This is a genomic window from Stenotrophomonas sp. Y-13, assembly GCF_046267925.1.
GTDB lineage: Bacteria > Pseudomonadota > Gammaproteobacteria > Xanthomonadales > Xanthomonadaceae > Stenotrophomonas > Stenotrophomonas acidaminiphila_A.
In genome coordinates this window covers 2,055,812-2,072,763 of the sequence record NZ_CP176501.1, presented here as the reverse complement: position 1 = coordinate 2,072,763, position 16,952 = coordinate 2,055,812, and the positions used below count along the sequence as shown (strand labels likewise).

Here is a 16,952-nt window from a genome sequence, read left to right as displayed (position 1 = left end):
GAAAGTCCGGTGCGTTGGCGCGCCTGCCGGTGCCGGGAGGCGCGGGGGAGGGCGCCGCCCGGGGCCGCCATTGCAGCCCCGGAGTGGCGGAGATCAGCGGACCGGCGGTTTGGGGCCGATCTCGTCGGGGCCTGCCTGGTTGGCGACCACGTCGATCACCCGCTGCTTCTCGAAGTAGACGGTGAAGGCCGGGTAGACCCAGCGGTTGATCGTGGGCCACTGGCGCTTCTGGCCGCCGCGCGGTTCCAGCCGTTCCTGCGGGGCGCCGAAGCGCGCCTGCACCTGGCCCATCGACTCGCCGCGCGCCGGCAGCGTGCCCGCCGGCTTTTCCTGGGCCCGCTCGATCAGCAGGGTGTCGGCCAGCGCCGTGGTGGGTGCCGCGATGATCGCGGCGCTCAGGGCCAGAGCCCGGATGGTCTGCTTCATGGTCGCTTCTCCCCGGAGGACAAGTGGCGATTACAGCAAAAAAACAGCGTCGATAAAGCGGCAGGCAGCCCTGTTCCGCGCTGCCGGGCGCGGCATGCGTGCGGCGGACACGGCGGTTGCAGGATACGCGGCCGGCCGTGAGCGGGGCACGAAGATGCAGAAAGCCGCCCGGGGGCGGCTTTCTGCGAAGATCCGGAATCCTCGCGGATTCCGCTGGCGGCGAACGCCAGTCGGCTCAGCGCTGGCGAGCCTTGAAGCGCGGGTTCGACTTGCAGATCACGAAGATCTTGCCGCGACGGCGAACCACCTTGCAGTCACGGTGACGGGCCTTCGCCGACTTCAGGGAGGACAGGACTTTCATGGCATACCTCGGCGGATACGTTGGAGTTCTTCAGGGAGCGTAGCCGCGGATATGCAGGTTGACGCTCGTTCAAGCCCGCCATTCTACCGGGCAATTCCATGTGGGTTCAAGTGGTTGCGTGCAATCGGCGGCAGGCGGGCCGGGCGCGGCGCTAGAATGGGCGGATTCCCGTTCCAGCGCAGGCCGCAGATGAGTCCACTTCCCCCCGTTCTTACCATCGACGGCCCGTCCGGGGCCGGCAAGGGTACCGTCAGCCGCATCGTCGCGCACCGGCTGGGCTGGCACTACCTGGATTCGGGGGCGCTGTACCGGGCGGTGGGGGTGGCCGCCAGCTGGGCCGACATCGATACCTCCGACGCCTCGGCGCTGGTGCGCTGCACCTTTGACACCCGGATCCGCTTCGTCGAGCGCGGCGAGAGCCTGCGGGTGCTGGTCAACGATACCGATGCCACCGACGAGCTGCGCCTGGAGACCACCGGGGCGCTGGCCTCGGCGATCGCCGCCATCCCGGAGGTGCGGGCGGCGCTGAAGGAGCGTCAGCGCGCATTCAGGATGCCGCCGGGGCTGGTCGCCGACGGTCGCGACATGGGGACGGTGATCTTCCCGGACGCCCCGTTCAAGGTATTCCTGACCGCCAGCGCCGAGGAGCGGGCGCACAGGCGGCATAAACAGTTGAAAGAAAAAGGGGTTTCGGTTAACTTTGATGACCTCCTGCGCGAGATCATGGCCCGCGACGCCCGTGATGCACAACGCGCAGTGGCGCCCCTGAGGCCGGCCGATGACGCCGTCCTCATCGACACCAGCGGTATCGGCATCGACGACGTCGTTGCCAGGGTGCTGGGCCTGCTTCCTTCGCCGGAAGCGTGACCCGCGGTTCCGTGAGAGCGGCCGGTGACGGCCGCCGTCGCGCAAATCGAAGTTGTACAAGGCTCCGTCGTGCAGGGTGCACGGCGGTTTTTCCACTCCACACACGGCCGCCGGCACGGGGTCGACCAACAGGCGGGCGGCGCGCATTCCCCGAAGGGAGCGGCCTGCCCATGTGTTCAACTGAGTAAATCCAATGACCGAATCATTTGCAGAACTGTTTGAAGCCAGCCAGGCCAATCTGGCCAAGCTGAAGCCGGGCGCCATCGTCGTCGGCACCGTCGTCGACGTCCGCGGCGACGTGGTGGTGATCAACGCCGGTCTGAAGTCCGAAGGCATCGTGCCGATCGAACAGTTCCGTAACGACGCTGGCGAAATCGACGTGGGCGTGGGCGACCAGGTGAAGGTCGCGCTCGACTCGATCGAGAATGGCTTCGGCGAAACCGTCCTGTCGCGCGAGAAGGCCAAGCGCGCCATGGTGTGGGACGAGCTGGAAGAAGCGTTGGAGAAGAACGAGACCATCACCGGCCGCATCAGCGGCAAGGTCAAGGGTGGTTTCACCGTCGACATCAAGGATGTCCGCGCGTTCCTGCCGGGTTCGCTGGTCGATGTGCGCCCGGTGCGCGACCCGGCCTACCTGGAAGGCAAGGAGCTGGAGTTCAAGCTCATCAAGCTCGACCGCAAGCGCAACAACGTGGTCGTTTCCCGCCGCGCTGTCGTCGAGAGCGAGCACTCGGAAGAGCGCGAGCAGCTGATGGACAAGCTGCAGGAAGGCGCGATCCTGAAGGGTGTCGTCAAGAACCTGACCGACTACGGCGCGTTCGTGGACCTGGGCGGCATCGACGGCCTGCTGCACATCACCGACATGGCATGGAAGCGCGTGCGCCATCCGTCCGAAGTCGTGAACGTCGGCGACGAGCTGGACGTGCGCGTGCTGAAGTTCGACCGCGAGCGCAACCGCGTGTCGCTGGGCCTGAAGCAGCTGGGCGAGGATCCGTGGGACAACATCTCGCGTCGTTACCCGGCCAACAGCCGCGTGTTCGGCAAGGTCTCCAACGTCACCGATTACGGCGCGTTCGTCGAGATCGAGCCGGGCGTCGAGGGCCTGGTGCACGTGTCCGAGATGGACTGGACCAACAAGAACGTCAACCCGTCCAAGGTCGTGCAGGTTGGTGACGAAGTCGAAGTCATGGTGCTGGACGTCGACGAAGAGCGTCGCCGCATCTCGCTGGGCATGAAGCAGGTTGCCGCCAATCCGTGGGAAACCTTCGCCGCCACCCACAAGAAGGGTGACAAGGTGTCCGGCCAGATCAAGTCGATCACCGACTTCGGCATCTTCATCGGCCTGGACGGCGGCATCGACGGCCTGGTCCACCTGTCCGACATCAGCTGGAACACCACCGGCGAAGACGTCGTCCGCAACTTCAAGAAGGGCGATACCCTGGACGCCGTCGTCCTGGCCGTCGATCCGGAGCGCGAGCGCATCTCGCTGGGCGTGAAGCAGCTGGAGCAGGATCCGTTCGGCCAGTACATGGCGGCCAATCCGAAGGGCTCCAAGGTCGAAGGCGTGGTGAAGGAAGTCGACGCCAAGGGCGCCGTGATCGAGCTGGCCGACGGCATCGAAGGCTACGTCTCGGCCCGCGACATCAGCCACGACCGCGTCGACGACGCCTCGCAGCACCTGAAGGTGGGCGACAAGGTCGAAGCCAAGTTCGTGGGCATGGACCGCAAGGGCCGTACCATGCAGCTGTCGATCAAGGCCAAGGACGAAGCCGAGACCGCCGAAGCGCTGGCCGAGTACAACAAGTCCTCGACCGAAGCCGCTGCCGGCACCACCAGCCTGGGTGCGCTGCTGCGGGCGCAGCTGGGTGGCAACAAGTCCGAGTAATCGGCCTTGAGCTTGTCGTAGATGCAACCTGGGCGGCCCGGACGAAAATCCGGGCCGCTTCGGGGTTTTACCTTCGTGACGAGTCCGCAATGACCAAATCCGAGCTGATCGAAATCCTTGCGCGCCACCAGGCGCACTTGAAGGCCGATGATGTCGATCTGGCCGTGAAGTCGTTGCTGGAGATGATGGGCGGCGCGCTGGCGTCCGGCGACCGCATCGAGATCCGTGGCTTCGGCAGCTTTTCGCTGCATTACCGGCCGCCGCGCATGGGGCGCAACCCGAAGACCGGCGAATCGGTCGCCCTGCCGGGCAAGCATGTCCCGCACTTCAAGCCCGGCAAGGAGCTGCGCGAGCGCGTGAGCGACGTCGTGCCGCTGGAAAGCGACCCGGCCTGAGTTCCTGGTCGCCGCGATCCGTGGCGGCATCCCCCGGATCCATCGACAAGTGGCCCCGGCAACCGTTCGGGGTGGTTTTTTGATCCGCCTGCTGCGGATCGTCGCCACGGCCGTTAAGCTAGTGGCTCTGTGGACATGGAGCAGGCTGCCGCATGAAGGCTGTCCGTCTGTTGATTCTGCTGGCCGTGCTGGTCGGTGGCCTGGTGATAGGCTCGCTCAATTCGCAGCCCGTCGATATCCGGCTGGCGTTCTGGGCGCTCAGCACCACCTCCGGGATCGCGATCATCGTGTCGTTGCTGTTGGGCGCGCTGGTGGGCGGCGGGCTGGTGCTGGCAGGCGTGGTCATCCCGCTGTATGCCCGACTCCGGCGTGCCAACAAGGCCGCAGCAGGCGCGGCCGGCGCCGCGGCGCCGCAGGCGCCTTCCCCCTTCGACGGACGCTGATCGACGATGGCTTTCATCAGTGAGTGGTTCTGGTTCTTCCTGTTCCTGCCGATCGCCGCGCTGGGCGGCTGGGTCGTGGGCCGGCGTGGCGGCCAGCGCCATAGCGAGAACCAGGTCAGCCGCCTGTCGAGCACCTATTTCCGCGGCCTGAACTACCTGCTCAACGAGCAGCCGGACAAGGCGATCGAGCTGTTCCTGCACATTGCCGAGCTGGATCGGGAGACCTTCGAGACCCAGCTTGCGCTCGGCCACCTGTTCCGGCGCAGGGGGGAGGTGGATCGGGCCATCCGCCTGCACCAGGGGCTGGCCAACCGCCAGGACCTGTCCGACCAGCAGCGGGTACAGGCCCTGCTCGCGCTGGGCGAGGACTACATGAAGTCGGGCCTGCTGGACCGTGCCGAGACCGTGTTCACCGACCTGGCGCGCATCGACCAGCGCGCACCGCAGGCGTTGAAGCACCTGATCGGCATTTACCAGGCCGAGCGCGACTGGGAAAAGGCGATCGAGAACGCGACGCGCTACGAGCAGGTCACCGACGAGCCGATGGGCAAGCTGATCGGCCAGTTCGAGTGCGAGCTGGCAGAACGCCATCGCGCCGCCGGGCGGCTGGACGAGGCGCGTGCGGCGATCGGGCGTGCCAATGCCGCCGATGCGATGAGCGTGCGGGCCGGCATCATCGAGGGCCGTCTGGAAAGCGACTTCGGCAACGATGAGGCGGCCGTGCGCGCGTTCGAACGTGCGGCGCGCAACGATCCCGATTACCTGCCCGAGATCCTGCCGCAGCTGCTCAAGAACTACCGCAACGTGGGTGATCTGGCCGGCGCGCGCGCGTTCCTGGCGGAAATGACCGAACACTACCGCGGCATCGCCCCGGTGCTGGCGCTGTCGCGGTTGATGGAGGAGCAGGAAGGCGCCGGCCCCGCGCGGGCCTACCTGGGCCGCCAGTTGAAGGACCGTCCCTCCGTGCGTGGCGAGTCGGCGCTCATCGACCTGACCCTGGCCGAGGGCGCGGACCCGGTGGCGACGCTGCAGGACCTGAAGCACATCACCGACCAGTTGCTGGTGCGCAACCCGGCCTATCGCTGCACCCGCTGCGGGTTCGGCGCGCGTACCCACCATTGGCAGTGCCCGAGCTGTAAGGAATGGGGGACGGTCAAGCCGCTGCTGAATTACGCGGTGCTCTGATCCATGCAGCCGGTGTGGATGATACCGGGCCTGTTATCGGTCTTCGTGGTTTCGGCGCTGCTGACGGCGCTGGCGCGTGGCTATGCGCTGCGCCGGCAGTTGCTGGACCAGCCCGGGGAGCGCAGGAGCCATGCAGTCGCGACACCGCGTGGCGGTGGCATCGCCATCGTCGCCTCGCAACTGCTGGCCTGCCTGTGCATCGGCCTCCTGTCCCCGGGTGCCGCGCCGCCGCTCGCGGTGTTTTCCGCGGGGCTGTTGCTGGTGGCGGGCATCGGCTGGTGGGACGATCACCGACCACTGCCGGCGCTCCCGCGCCTGGCGGTGCATGCGCTGGCCGGCATGTTGCTGGGGGGGCTGGTCTGGCACGGGACCGGTGACCTCCTGCTGGGCGGTTTCAGCGCGCTGCTGGCCATCGGGCTGGTCAACGTCTGGAACTTCATGGACGGCATCGATGGCCTGGCCGCCACGCAGGCACTGCTGGCGGCGCTGGCCTACGCCCTGGTGCTGCCGGCGCCGGTCGCCGCGTTGGCGCTGGTCCTGGCGGCGGGCGTGGCGGGTTTTATCCCGTTCAATTTTCCCCGGGCGCGGATTTTCATGGGCGATGTCGGCAGTGGCGCCCTGGGGTACCTGCTCGCCGCGCTGGTGGCCCTGGGGCTGGCCAGCCACAGCGCCCCGCCGGCGGTGCTGCTGATCCCGCTTGCCGCATTTCTGGTCGATGCCGGGCTCACCTTGGCGGGCCGCATTTTGAGGGGCGAGCGCTGGATGGAGGCGCACACCCAGCACCTTTACCAGCGCTGGGTGAAAGCCGGCCACAGTCACGTCACAGTCACACTGGGCTACGCATTGTTCGGGGCTGCCGGAGTCGTGCTGACCGTTGTTTCCGTGCGGCTGCCTTCGCCATGGAGCCAGTTGGCGGCCATTGCGTGGGCGGCCGCGGCGGCGGGTCTCTGGTTCGTTCTGCGCAACAAGTCGATCAATAGGGAAGGATGACCATGGCGGTCTGGCGACGGCTGGCAGGAAATTTTCCACGCATCGCGGTGATGCTGCATGACCTGGTCATGGTCTGGGCGTGTTGGCAGCTGCTGCACGTGGCCCGCTATGCGATGCTGGCGGGCGCGCCGGCCATTCCCCTGTTCAGTTTCGATGTCGCCATCGTGATGCTGCTGCAGGCCATGGCGTTCCATTATGTGGGCCTGTACCGCGGGCTGTGGCGCTTTGCCAGCGTCACCGACCTGGTCAACATCTTCAAGGCCTGCTTCCTCGGCGTCGGTGCGATCGTCCTGGTATTCAGCTACCGGCGCCTGAACGGCATCCCGATGTCGGTGCTGGCGATCTATCCGTTCGCGCTCGCGGCGCTGCTCGGCGGGCCGCGCCTGCTGTACCGCGCGTGGAAGGATCATCAGTCGATCCATTCCGATGCGCGCGCGCGCCGGGTGCTGGTGCTGGGCGCCGGTCACGCTGCCGAAGCCCTGGTCAAGGACCTGCGCCGATCGGGCGATTACGAGCCCGTGGGCCTGCTTGACGACTCACCGCACCTGAAGGGCGCCAAGCTGCAGGGCATTCCGATCCTGGGAACCATCTCCGACGTGGCATCGGTGGCCAGGGAAACGGCGGCGAAGCTGCTGGTGATCGCCATTCCCACCCTGGATGCGGCCGGCATGCAGCGGATCGTGGCGCTGTGCGAGAGCACCGGGCTGCCGTTCCGGACCGTGCCGAAGCTGAGCGATGTGCTGGAAGGAAACTCGCTGCCCGGGCAGTTGAAGGAGGTGGCGATCGAGGACCTGCTCGGCCGCAAGCCCATCCAGCCGGACTGGGCGCTGATCCGGGGTTGGTTGCGCGGGCGCACGGTGATGGTCACCGGCGCCGGCGGATCGATCGGCTCGGAGCTTTGCCGGCAATGCGCGCGTCATGGCGCGGGCAGGATCGTGCTGCTGGAAATCAGCGAGATCCTCATGCTGAACATCCAGAGCGAGCTGTGCCGCAACTTCCCGCACCTGGAGATCGAGTGCGTGCTGGGTGACTGTGGCGACCCTGCGGTCGCCCGCCATGCGCTTGGCCTGTATCGCCCGGACACCGTGTTCCATGCTGCGGCCTACAAGCAGGTCCCGTTGCTGGAAGGGCAGATGCGCGAAGCCGTCCGCAACAACACGCTGGCGACGGAATGCATGGCGCGTGCCTGCCAGGAGCAGGGCGTGGACAATTTCGTGTTCATCTCCACCGACAAGGCGGTCGACCCGGCGAATGCGCTCGGCGCGACCAAGCGCTATGCCGAGATGATCTGCCAGAGCCTCAACGAGAAGAAAGGCACGCGCTTCGTCACCGTGCGCTTCGGCAACGTGCTGGGCTCGGTGGGCAGCGTGGTTCCGCTATTCCGCGAACAGATCCGCAAGGGTGGCCCGGTCACCGTGACCCATCCCGAGGTCAGCCGCTACTTCATGACGATTCCCGAAGCCTGCCTGCTGATCCTGCAGGCGGCGGCTTCGTCCTCGCGTGGCGCGATCTACATGCTGGACATGGGCGAACCGGTGCTGATCCGGGTGCTCGCCGAGCAGATGATCCGCCTTGCAGGACAGCAGCCGGGTGCCGATATCGCCATCGTCTACACCGGCTTGCGCGCGGGCGAGAAGCTGCACGAAAGCCTGTTCTACTCGGATGAGAACAGCCGACCCACCGCCCATCCCAAGGTGCTGGAGGCGGGCGTGCGCGAGTTCTCCACCGAGCGCGTGCTGGGCAGCCTGCCGCGGCTGCGCGAGGCGGTAGCCAGCTATGATACCGAGGCCATGCAGGCCATCCTGTCTGCCGTCATCCCCGAGTATTCGCCCTTGCGCGAAACGGTGGGGCAAAGCGCCAGGACCAATATCGTCCCGTTTCCCAAAGAGGCTGGTAGGAACTGATGTCCCGACGCATTCGCAAGGCGGTTTTCCCTGTCGCAGGTCTGGGCACGCGCTTCCTGCCCGCCACCAAGACCGTTCCCAAGGAGATGCTGCCGATCATCGATCGTCCGCTGATCCAGTACGCCGTCGATGAGGCGATCGAAGCCGGTTGCGACACGCTGGTGTTCATCACCAACCGCTACAAGCACGCGGTCGCGGACTATTTCGACAAGGCCTACGAACTGGAGCAGAAGCTCGAGCGCGCCGGCAAGCAGGAACAACTGGAGATGATCCGCCACGTGCTGCCCGAAGGCGTACGCGCGATCTTCGTGACCCAGGCCGAAGCCCTGGGCCTGGGGCATGCCGTGTTGTGCGCGAAGGCGGTGATCGGCGACGAGCCGTTCGCGGTGCTGCTGCCGGATGACCTGATCTGGAACCGGGGCGACGGCGCGCTGAAGCAGATGGCGGATCTGAACGAAGCCAGTGGCGCCAGCGTGATCGCGGTCGAAGACGTGCCGCATGACAAGACCGCCAGCTACGGCATCGTCGCCACCGAGGCCTTCGATGGCCGCAAGGGCCGTATTTCGCAGATCGTGGAGAAGCCGAAGCCGGAGGACGCACCGAGCGACCTGGCGGTGGTCGGCCGCTACGTGCTGAGCCCGAAGATCTTCGAGCTGCTCGAGCAGACCCAGACCGGTGCCGGTGGCGAGATCCAGCTGACGGATGCGATCGCCGAGCTGCTGAAGACCGAAGAGGTCGATGCCTACCGTTTCGAGGGCACCCGTTTCGACTGCGGCACGCACCTGGGCCTGGTGGAGGCGACGATCCGTTTCGCGCTGGACAACCCGAAGCTGGCCGGGCCGGCGCGGGAGAAGCTGGCGGCGATGTTGGCGGAATAAGGGTTTTATCAAGCGCTCCGTTCGCGCTTTGATTGATACGTGATGGGCGGGACGGGTGGGCCTTTGCAGGACACGCCGTAAACCCGTCCATGGGGGCTCGTTCGCCGCATCCATGCGGCGAACGGTCCTGCAAAGGCCCACCCGTCCCGCCTGTCAGGTTTCCCGCGGGCGCGGACGGCAAGAGCAAAAGCAAACAAGGCAGCCCATGGCTGCCTTTTCTGCTTGTTGGGGTCAGCCCCCCTTTGCGTAGCAAAGGGCTCTGACCCCAACTCTGACCTTGCCTTTGCTCATCCCTCCGCCGCGAGGAGGCTGGGAGGGCCGGGTTGGCAGAGCTGCCTGGGACCATTGGCGCCATGGGCCCGAGGCATGCCTCGGGCGGGTTGGGCAGAACGCCCAATCCCGGTCTTGCCGTGTGCGCAGGACAGAACACACGAGCAAGGCGCCATCGAGCCCCCAAGGGTGAGGGCGCTTTGCTTGCGAAGCACTGCTTCGCAAGCGCCCGAACGCCCAGCCGCCAGCGGCTGGGCCGGACCGCGGAGCGGGGTTCATGTCGTGTCCCGGGCAGCCTCACCCACCCGTGCCCCACCGCCAGCAATCAGCCGGCAACGCTTTGAACCTTACAGCGCCTCGAAGATACCCGCCGCGCCCATGCCGGTGCCGATGCACATCGTCACCATGCCGTACTTCTGCTGGCGACGGCGCAGGCCGTGCAGCAGGGTGGCGGTGCGGATCGCGCCGGTCGCGCCCAGCGGGTGGCCCAGGGCGATCGCGCCGCCCAGCGGGTTGACCTTGGCCGGGTCCAGGCCGCAATCGCGGATCACCGCCAGCGACTGTGCGGCGAAGGCTTCGTTGAGCTCGATCCAGTCCAGCTGGTCCTGGCTCAGGCCGGCCTGCTTCAGTGCCTTCGGGATCGCGGCGATCGGGCCGATGCCCATCACTTCCGGGCGCACGCCTGCCACCGAGAAGCTGACGAAACGCGCCAGCGGGGTCAGGCCGTAATCCTTGATCGCCTGCTCCGAGGCCAGCAGCACCGCGCCGGCGCCATCGCTCATCTGCGACGAGTTGCCGGCGGTGACGGTGCCACCGAACTGGCCGTTGCGGAACACCGGGCGCAGCTTGGCCAGGCCTTCAGCCGAGGAATCCGGGCGCGGGCCCTCGTCGGTGTCGGCGATCCTGTTGCGGGTGATGATGCGCTGGCCATCGGCCAGGTCCGGCAGGTGCGAGACGATCTCGTACGGGCTGATCTCGTCCTTGAATTCGCCGTTCTGGATCGCGGCCATGGCCTTCTGGTGCGAGGCCAGGGCGAAGGCGTCCTGGTCTTCGCGCGAGACCTTCCATTCCTCGGCGACCTTCTCGGCGGTGATGCCCATGCCGTAGGCGATGGCCACGTGATCGTTGTCGAACACGCTCGGCGCCATGGCGATCTTGTTGCCCATCATCGGCACCATCGACATCGATTCGGTGCCGCCGGCCAACATCAGGTCGGCGTTGCCCAGGCGGATCGCGTCGGCGGCCTGCGCCACGGCTTGCAGGCCGGAGGAGCAGAAGCGGTTCACGGTCTGCGCGGCGACGGTGTTCGGCAGGCCGGCCAGCAGCACGCCGATGCGCGCCACGTTCATGCCCTGCTCGGCTTCCGGCATGGCGCAGCCGATGATCGCGTCATCGATGCGGTTGACGTCCACGCCCGGGGCCTGCGCGACGACGCTGCGCAGCACGTGCGCAAGCATGTCGTCGGGGCGGGTGTTGCGGAACATGCCCTTGGGCGCCTTGCCCACTGGGGTGCGGGTGGCGGCGACGATGTAGGCGTCCTGGATTTGCTTGGTCATTGCAATGATCTCTTGAATAGGGGTTGGAAGAGGTTGCCGGCCAGCGGCCGGCACTACCGATGTCTTCCGTCAGTTCCGCAGCGGCTTGCCGGTCTTGAGCATGTGCGCGATGCGGGCCTGGGTCTTTTCCTGCTGGGCCAGTTCGACGAAGTGCTTGCGCTCCAGGGCCAGCAGCCACTCTTCGTCCACCACGGTGCCGCGGTCGACCTTGCCGCCGCACAGAACGGTGGCGATGCGCTCGGCGATCTCGTAGTCGTACGCGCTGATGAAGCGGCCTTCCAGCATGTTGACCAGCATCATCTTGAAGGTGGCGATACCGACGTCGCCGGCCACCTGGATGCGGCGTGCCGGCAGCGGCGGACGGTAGCCCGCTTCGGCCAGGGCGCGTGCTTCGGCCTTGGCGATGTACAGCGCCTCGTAGCTGTTGAACACGACCTTGTCGGTGCTGCGCAGCAGGCCCAGTTCCTTGGCATTGACCGCCGAGTTGGACACCTTGGCCATCGCCACGGTCTCGAAGGTCTTCTTCAGTTCGGCGAACACGTCGCCACCCGGGCCCGCGGCCTGCGAGGCGCGCACGGCCAGTTCCTTCAGGCCGCCACCGGCCGGCAGCAGGCCGACACCGGCCTCGACCAGGCCGATGTAGCTTTCCAGGAAGGCCACGGTCTTGGCGCTGTGCATCTGGAACTCGCAGCCGCCGCCCAGGGCCAGGCCACGCACCGCGGCCACCACCGGCACCAGCGAGTATTTGATGCGCTGGCTGGTGCGCTGGAAGTTGGCGACCATTTCCTCGAACTGGTCGACCTTGCCGGCCTGCAGCAGGCCGAGGGCGCCGGCCAGGTCGGCACCGGCGGAGAACGGTTCCTTCTGCTGCCAGATCACCAGGCCCTGGAAATCCTTCTCAGCGCGGCTGACGCATTCCTGCAGGCCGTCCAGCACCTGGTCGGAGACGGTGTTCATCTTGGTCTTGAAGCTGACCACGGCCATGCCATCGCCGTCGTGCCACATGCGCAGGCCGTCGTTCTCGAACACGGTCTCGCCCGGCGCGAACTGCTCGCCCAGCAGCGGGTCCGGGAAACGCTGGCGCTGGTACACCGGCAGCGACGAGCGCGGCAGCTTGGCGTTGCGCGACGGGCTGTAGCTGCCCTCGGCGGCGTGCACGCCATCGCGGCCATCGAACACCCAGTCCGGCAGTGGGGCGTTGCTCATGCTCTTGCCGGCGACGATGTCATCGGCGATCCACTGCGCGACCTGCTTCCAGCCCGCGGCCTGCCAGGTTTCGAACGGGCCCAGCGACCAGCCGTAGCCCCAGCGGATCGCAAGATCGACGTCGCGCGCGGTCTCGGCGATGTCGGCCAGGTGGTAGGCGCTGTAGTGGAACAGGTCGCGGAAGGTCGCCCACAGGAACTGCGCCTGCGGGTGCTGGCTCTCGCGCAGCCTGGCGAACTTCTCGGCCGGGTTCCTGATCTTCAGGATCTCGACCACTTCCGGCGCGGCGGCGCGGTCGGCCGGACGGTAGTCCTGCTTCTCCAGGTCCAGCACCACGATGTCCTTGCCGACCTTGCGGAAGATGCCGGCGCCAGTCTTCTGGCCCAGCGCGCCCTTGGCAATCAGCGCATCCAGCCACTTCGGCGACTTGAAGAATGCATGCCACGGGTCGTTCGGCAGGGTGTCGCCCATGGTCTTGATCACGTGGGCCATGGTGTCCAGGCCGACCACGTCGGAGGTGCGGTAGGTCGCCGACTTCGGGCGGCCGACCAGCGGGCCGGTCAGGCCATCCACCTCGTCGAAGCCCAGGCCGAACTGCTGGGTGTGGTGGATGGTGGACAGGATCGAGAACACGCCGATGCGGTTGCCGATGAAGTTCGGGGTGTCCTTCGCATACACCACGCCCTTGCCCAGGGTGGTGACCAGGAATTCTTCCAGGCCTTCCAGCACGGCGGCATCGGTGGTGGTGGCCGGGATCAGCTCGGCCAGGTGCATGTAGCGCGGCGGGTTGAAGAAGTGCACGCCGCAGAAGCGGTGGCGCAGCTGTTCGGGCAGCACGTCGGCCAGCTTGTTGATGCCCAGGCCCGAGGTGTTGGAGGCCAGCACCGCGTGGTCGGCCACGAACGGGGCGATCTTCCTGTACAGGTCCTGCTTCCAGTCCATGCGCTCGGCGATGGCCTCGATGATCAGGTCGCAGTCCTTCAGTTGCTCCAGGCCGGAGTCATAGTTGGCCGGGGTGATGGCTTCGGCCAGCGACTTGCTGGCCAGCGGCGCCGGGCTCAGCTTGCCCAGGTTGGCGATTGCCTTGAGCACGATGCCGTCGGCCGGGCCTTCCTTCGCCGGCAGGTCGAACAGCACGGTGTCGACGCCAGCGTTGGTGAGGTGGGCGGCGATCTGGGCACCCATGACGCCGGCACCCAGCACGGCGGCGCGGCGGATCAGCAGGGAATTGGACATGGTGTAGGGCCTTTGTTGGTACCGGGTGGAATCAGGGGGAGGCGGGCGCGGCGGCGCCGTGTGCGCTGGCGCGGAACCCGGCCTCGGCGAAATGGATCAGTTCGTTGGCGGCCTTGCTGCGGTGCGCGGCCTCGCTGATGCCGTGCGGGCGCTTGATCAGGCCGAAATCGGCCATCGCGTAGGTCAGCGCGCCGGCGAGGAAGTCCAGCCGCCAGTACAGCTCTTCCTTGCTCAGGCCGGGCACGCAGGCGCCGATGGCCTTGCCGAACTCACGCAGCACGTGGCCGTAGTGGTCGGACAGGAACTTGCGCAGGTTGTCGTTCTTCTCGGCATAGGCGCGGGCGATCACCCGCACGAACGCGCCCCCGCTCTGCCGGTCCTGCGCCATCGCCAGCGCCGGCTCGACGAAGGCGGCCAGCACCGCGCGCAGGTCACCGGGGCGGATGGCGCGGGCCTGTTCCAGCTGGGCCAGGCGGGCGGCGGTCATTTCGTCCATGCGCCGGCGGAACACCTCGTTGACCAGGTTTTCCTTGGAACCGAAGTGGTAGTTGACCGCGGCAATGTTGACGTCGGCGTGGCTGGTCACCTGCCGCAGCGAGGTGCCGGCGAAGCCGTACTGCGCGAACAGTTCCTCGGCGGCGCAGAGGATGCGGTCCTTGGTGGAGAAGCTGGCGGGTTTGCCCATGGCGATGCAGTCAATCAAACGATTGTTTGGATGCTACGCCCGGCGGGGCGCAGGGTCATGCTGCTTTGCAGCATCATTTATCTGGCGCTGTGCAAAGCCCCCGGGCACCCGTTAGAATTGGCAACCGCAATTCAGGCTAAGCCCGCGTCCGCACGCGGGTTTTTTTCATGTACCCTCGGGCCGACCGGCCCAAATCCGGAGAATTCCCATGGCGCTGGAGCGCACCCTTTCCATCATCAAGCCCGATGCCGTCGCCAAGAACGTGATCGGCGAGATCTACGCCCGCTTCGAAAAGGCCGGCCTGAAGATCGTGGCCGCCAAGTACAAGCAGCTGTCGCGCCGCGAGGCCGAAGGCTTCTACGCCGTGCACCGCGAGCGTCCGTTCTTCAACGCGCTGGTCGAATTCATGATCTCCGGCCCGGTGATGATCCAGGCGCTGGAAGGCGAGAATGCCGTGCTGGCCCACCGCGAACTTCTGGGCGCCACCAATCCGAAGGAAGCCGCGCCGGGCACCATCCGCGCCGACTTCGCCGAATCCATCGACGCCAACGCCGCCCACGGCTCGGACTCGGTCGAGAACGCCGCGATCGAGATCGCCTACTTCTTCGCCGCCACCGAAGTGGTCTCGCGCTGAGCAGTACGTAGAAGGTTGAAGCCGTGAACGAGGTCGTACAGTCCCCCGCCATCCAGCCGCTGCCGAAAACGACGCCGGCGGCTGGCAAGCAGAACCTGCTCGACCTCGATCGCGCGGGCCTGGAGACGTTCTTCGTCGAGACCCTCGGCGAACAGAAGTTCCGCGCCCACCAGGTGATGAAGTGGATCCACCACCGTTACGTCACCGATTTCGACCAGATGACTGACCTCGGCAAGTCGCTGCGCGCCAAGCTGCAGCAGCATGCCGAGGTCGTCGTCCCCAATGTCGTGTTCGACAAACCGTCCGCCGACGGCACCCACAAGTGGCTGCTGGCGATGGGCGTGGATGGCAGGAATGCCATCGAGACCGTGTACATCCCGGACAAGACCCGCGGCACGCTGTGCGTGTCCTCGCAGGTCGGCTGCGGCCTGAACTGCACCTTCTGTTCGACCGCCACCCAGGGCTTCAACCGCAACCTGACCACCGCCGAGATCATCGGCCAGGTGTGGGTCGCCGCGCGCCACCTGGGCAACGTGCCGCACCAGATGCGCCGCCTCACCAACGTGGTGATGATGGGCATGGGCGAGCCGCTGATGAATTTCGACAATGTCGTGCGTGCCATGAGCATCATGCGCGACGACCTGGGCTACGGCCTGGCCAACAAGCGCGTGACCCTGTCCACGTCCGGGCTGGTGCCGCAGATCGACCGCCTCTCGGTCGAAAGCGACGTGTCGCTGGCGGTGTCGCTGCACGCGCCCAACGACGCGCTGCGCGAAACTCTGGTGCCGCTCAACAAAAAGTACCCCATCGCCGAATTGATGGCGTCCTGCGCGCGCTACCTGCGCGGCAACAAGAAGCGCGATTCGGTGACCTTCGAATACACCCTGATGAAGGGCATCAACGACCAGCCCGAGCACGCCCGCCAGCTGGCGCGGCTGATGCGCCAGTTCGACAACGCGGTGCAGGCCAAGGACTCGGGCAAGGTCAACCTGATTCCGTTCAACCCGTTCCCGGGCACCCGCTACGAGCGTTCGGACGAGGAGCAGATCCGCGCCTTCCAGAAGATCCTGCTCGACGCGCAGGTACTGACGATGGTGCGGCGCACCCGCGGCGACGACATCGATGCCGCCTGCGGCCAGCTCAAGGGCCAGGTGATGGATCGCACCCGTCGCCAGGCCGAGTTCAACCGGCTGCTGCAGGCCCAGGACGCGCCCCCGGCGCAGCGGGACGCGCTTGGTTGAGCGCCTGCTCGCGTCGGTGCTGGTCCTGCTGCTGCTTGCCGGCTGCGGGCATGGCACCAAGGCGACCAGGGTCCGCTGGGGCCAGGAGATGGCGCAGCCCGTAGAGGTGCATGACGACCGCCAGGTGCGCGCGCGCCTGCGCTACCAGGAACTGCTGCGGCTGGTCGGCGACCGGCTGGGCCGGGGCGACCTGGATGGCGCCTTCAAGCACGCCCGCTCGGCGCAGAGGCTGGCGCCGGACGATCCGGCGGCGTACACCCTGCAGGCGGTGATCGAAGGGCGGCGGGGCAACATGGAGGAGGCCGGCCGGCTGTACCGGCGCGCCGCCGAGCTTGCGCCGCGCCAGGGCGACGTGCTCAACAACTATGGCGCCTGGCTGTGCGCCAACGGCCATCCGGCCGAGGCGCTGGTCTGGTTCGACCGCGCCGTGGCCGATCCCGGCTACCAGGAACGTGCCGATGCGCTGGCAAACGCGGGCGGCTGCGCGCTGGAAGCGGGGCAGGGCGAACGCGCCGGGCAGGACCTGCGTCAGGCGCTGGAGCTTGACCCGGACAACGCATATGCGCTGGAGGCGATGGCGCGCAACGAGTTCCGGCTGGGGCGCTATTTCGAGGCGCGCGCGTTCTACCAGCGGCGCCTGGCGGCTGCGCCGGCCACGGTTTCCGTGTTACAACTTGCCATTCAGATTGAAGAACGGCTGGGCGACAGCAGTGCCGTCAGCCGATACCAGCAGCGGTTGCGTGAGGAATTTCCTGCCGGCGCAACCCCGAATTCCCAGGGCTGATGCATT

General features: G+C 66.9%; 16 protein-coding genes. 11 read left to right on the top strand and 5 right to left on the bottom strand.

Features of this window, described 5'->3' with window-relative positions:
- Positions 1 to 93 precede the first annotated feature (93 nt).
- Both ACJ7VY_RS09425 and ykgO read right to left on the bottom strand, forming a co-directional pair.
- Positions 94 to 426 (bottom strand): hypothetical protein, encoded by a 333-nt coding sequence (locus ACJ7VY_RS09425; protein WP_104938975.1) that lies wholly within the window; start codon positions 424 to 426, stop codon positions 94 to 96.
- A 235-nt stretch (positions 427 to 661) separates the two neighbouring features.
- Positions 662 to 787, bottom strand: a complete 126-nt coding sequence (ykgO, locus tag ACJ7VY_RS09420) for a type B 50S ribosomal protein L36 (protein ID WP_005409283.1) — start codon at positions 785 to 787, stop codon at positions 662 to 664.
- A 189-nt stretch (positions 788 to 976) separates the two neighbouring features.
- Here ykgO and cmk point away from each other — a divergent pair, with 189 nt between their 5' ends.
- The 8 genes from cmk (at position 977) to galU (ending at position 9,334) form a co-directional block, all read left to right on the top strand.
- Positions 977 to 1,654, top strand: coding sequence for a (d)CMP kinase (cmk, locus tag ACJ7VY_RS09415; protein WP_161613695.1), 678 nt, complete (start codon positions 977 to 979; stop codon positions 1,652 to 1,654).
- A gap of 193 nt (positions 1,655 to 1,847) precedes the next feature.
- Entirely contained in the window at positions 1,848 to 3,539 is a 1,692-nt protein-coding gene (rpsA, locus tag ACJ7VY_RS09410; RefSeq protein WP_054666289.1) for a 30S ribosomal protein S1, read from the top strand.
- An 89-nt stretch (positions 3,540 to 3,628) separates the two neighbouring features.
- Positions 3,629 to 3,934 (top strand): integration host factor subunit beta, encoded by a 306-nt coding sequence (locus ACJ7VY_RS09405; protein WP_054666286.1) that lies wholly within the window; start codon positions 3,629 to 3,631, stop codon positions 3,932 to 3,934.
- Between the two features lie 152 nt (positions 3,935 to 4,086).
- Positions 4,087 to 4,377, top strand: a complete 291-nt coding sequence (locus tag ACJ7VY_RS09400; RefSeq protein WP_313248482.1) for a lipopolysaccharide assembly protein LapA domain-containing protein — start codon at positions 4,087 to 4,089, stop codon at positions 4,375 to 4,377.
- A gap of 6 nt (positions 4,378 to 4,383) precedes the next feature.
- Positions 4,384 to 5,562: a lipopolysaccharide assembly protein LapB gene (lapB, locus tag ACJ7VY_RS09395; protein WP_240212006.1), complete on the top strand. Its 1,179-nt coding sequence runs from the start codon at positions 4,384 to 4,386 to the stop codon at positions 5,560 to 5,562.
- A gap of 3 nt (positions 5,563 to 5,565) precedes the next feature.
- Entirely contained in the window at positions 5,566 to 6,552 is a 987-nt protein-coding gene (locus ACJ7VY_RS09390) for a lipopolysaccharide biosynthesis protein (protein ID WP_293764041.1), read from the top strand.
- A gap of 2 nt (positions 6,553 to 6,554) precedes the next feature.
- Positions 6,555 to 8,456 (top strand): nucleoside-diphosphate sugar epimerase/dehydratase, encoded by a 1,902-nt coding sequence (locus tag ACJ7VY_RS09385; protein WP_313253146.1) that lies wholly within the window; start codon positions 6,555 to 6,557, stop codon positions 8,454 to 8,456.
- Positions 8,456 to 9,334 (top strand): UTP--glucose-1-phosphate uridylyltransferase GalU, encoded by an 879-nt coding sequence (gene galU / locus ACJ7VY_RS09380; RefSeq protein ID WP_293764037.1) that lies wholly within the window; start codon positions 8,456 to 8,458, stop codon positions 9,332 to 9,334. Before ACJ7VY_RS09385 ends, galU begins: the two co-directional genes overlap by 1 nt.
- Before the next feature lie 617 nt (positions 9,335 to 9,951).
- Here the strand turns inward: galU and ACJ7VY_RS09375 are convergent.
- The 3 genes from ACJ7VY_RS09375 to ACJ7VY_RS09365 all read right to left on the bottom strand — a co-directional run bounded on the left by ACJ7VY_RS09375 (position 9,952) and on the right by ACJ7VY_RS09365 (position 14,287).
- Entirely contained in the window at positions 9,952 to 11,160 is a 1,209-nt protein-coding gene (locus ACJ7VY_RS09375) for an acetyl-CoA C-acyltransferase (protein ID WP_321988899.1), read from the bottom strand.
- Positions 11,161 to 11,229: 69 nt separating this feature from the next.
- Entirely contained in the window at positions 11,230 to 13,602 is a 2,373-nt protein-coding gene (locus ACJ7VY_RS09370) for a 3-hydroxyacyl-CoA dehydrogenase/enoyl-CoA hydratase family protein (protein WP_409475481.1), read from the bottom strand.
- Positions 13,603 to 13,633: 31 nt separating this feature from the next.
- The gene (locus ACJ7VY_RS09365; RefSeq protein ID WP_104938970.1) at positions 13,634 to 14,287 is read right to left on the bottom strand and encodes a TetR/AcrR family transcriptional regulator; all 654 of its coding nucleotides are present in this window, start codon (positions 14,285 to 14,287) and stop codon (positions 13,634 to 13,636) included.
- Between the two features lie 208 nt (positions 14,288 to 14,495).
- On the opposite strand from ACJ7VY_RS09365, the gene ndk reads away from it, so the two are divergent.
- The 3 genes from ndk to pilW are packed head-to-tail and all read left to right on the top strand — an operon-like array spanning position 14,496 to position 16,946.
- Positions 14,496 to 14,921, top strand: coding sequence for a nucleoside-diphosphate kinase (gene ndk / locus ACJ7VY_RS09360; protein WP_104938969.1), 426 nt, complete (start codon positions 14,496 to 14,498; stop codon positions 14,919 to 14,921).
- Positions 14,922 to 14,944: 23 nt separating this feature from the next.
- Positions 14,945 to 16,162, top strand: a complete 1,218-nt coding sequence (gene rlmN, locus ACJ7VY_RS09355; RefSeq protein WP_104938968.1) for a 23S rRNA (adenine(2503)-C(2))-methyltransferase RlmN — start codon at positions 14,945 to 14,947, stop codon at positions 16,160 to 16,162.
- Positions 16,155 to 16,946 (top strand): type IV pilus biogenesis/stability protein PilW, encoded by a 792-nt coding sequence (gene pilW / locus ACJ7VY_RS09350; protein ID WP_237723439.1) that lies wholly within the window; start codon positions 16,155 to 16,157, stop codon positions 16,944 to 16,946. The genes rlmN and pilW overlap by 8 nt, the downstream gene beginning before the upstream one ends.
- Positions 16,947 to 16,952: the final 6 nt, after the last annotated feature.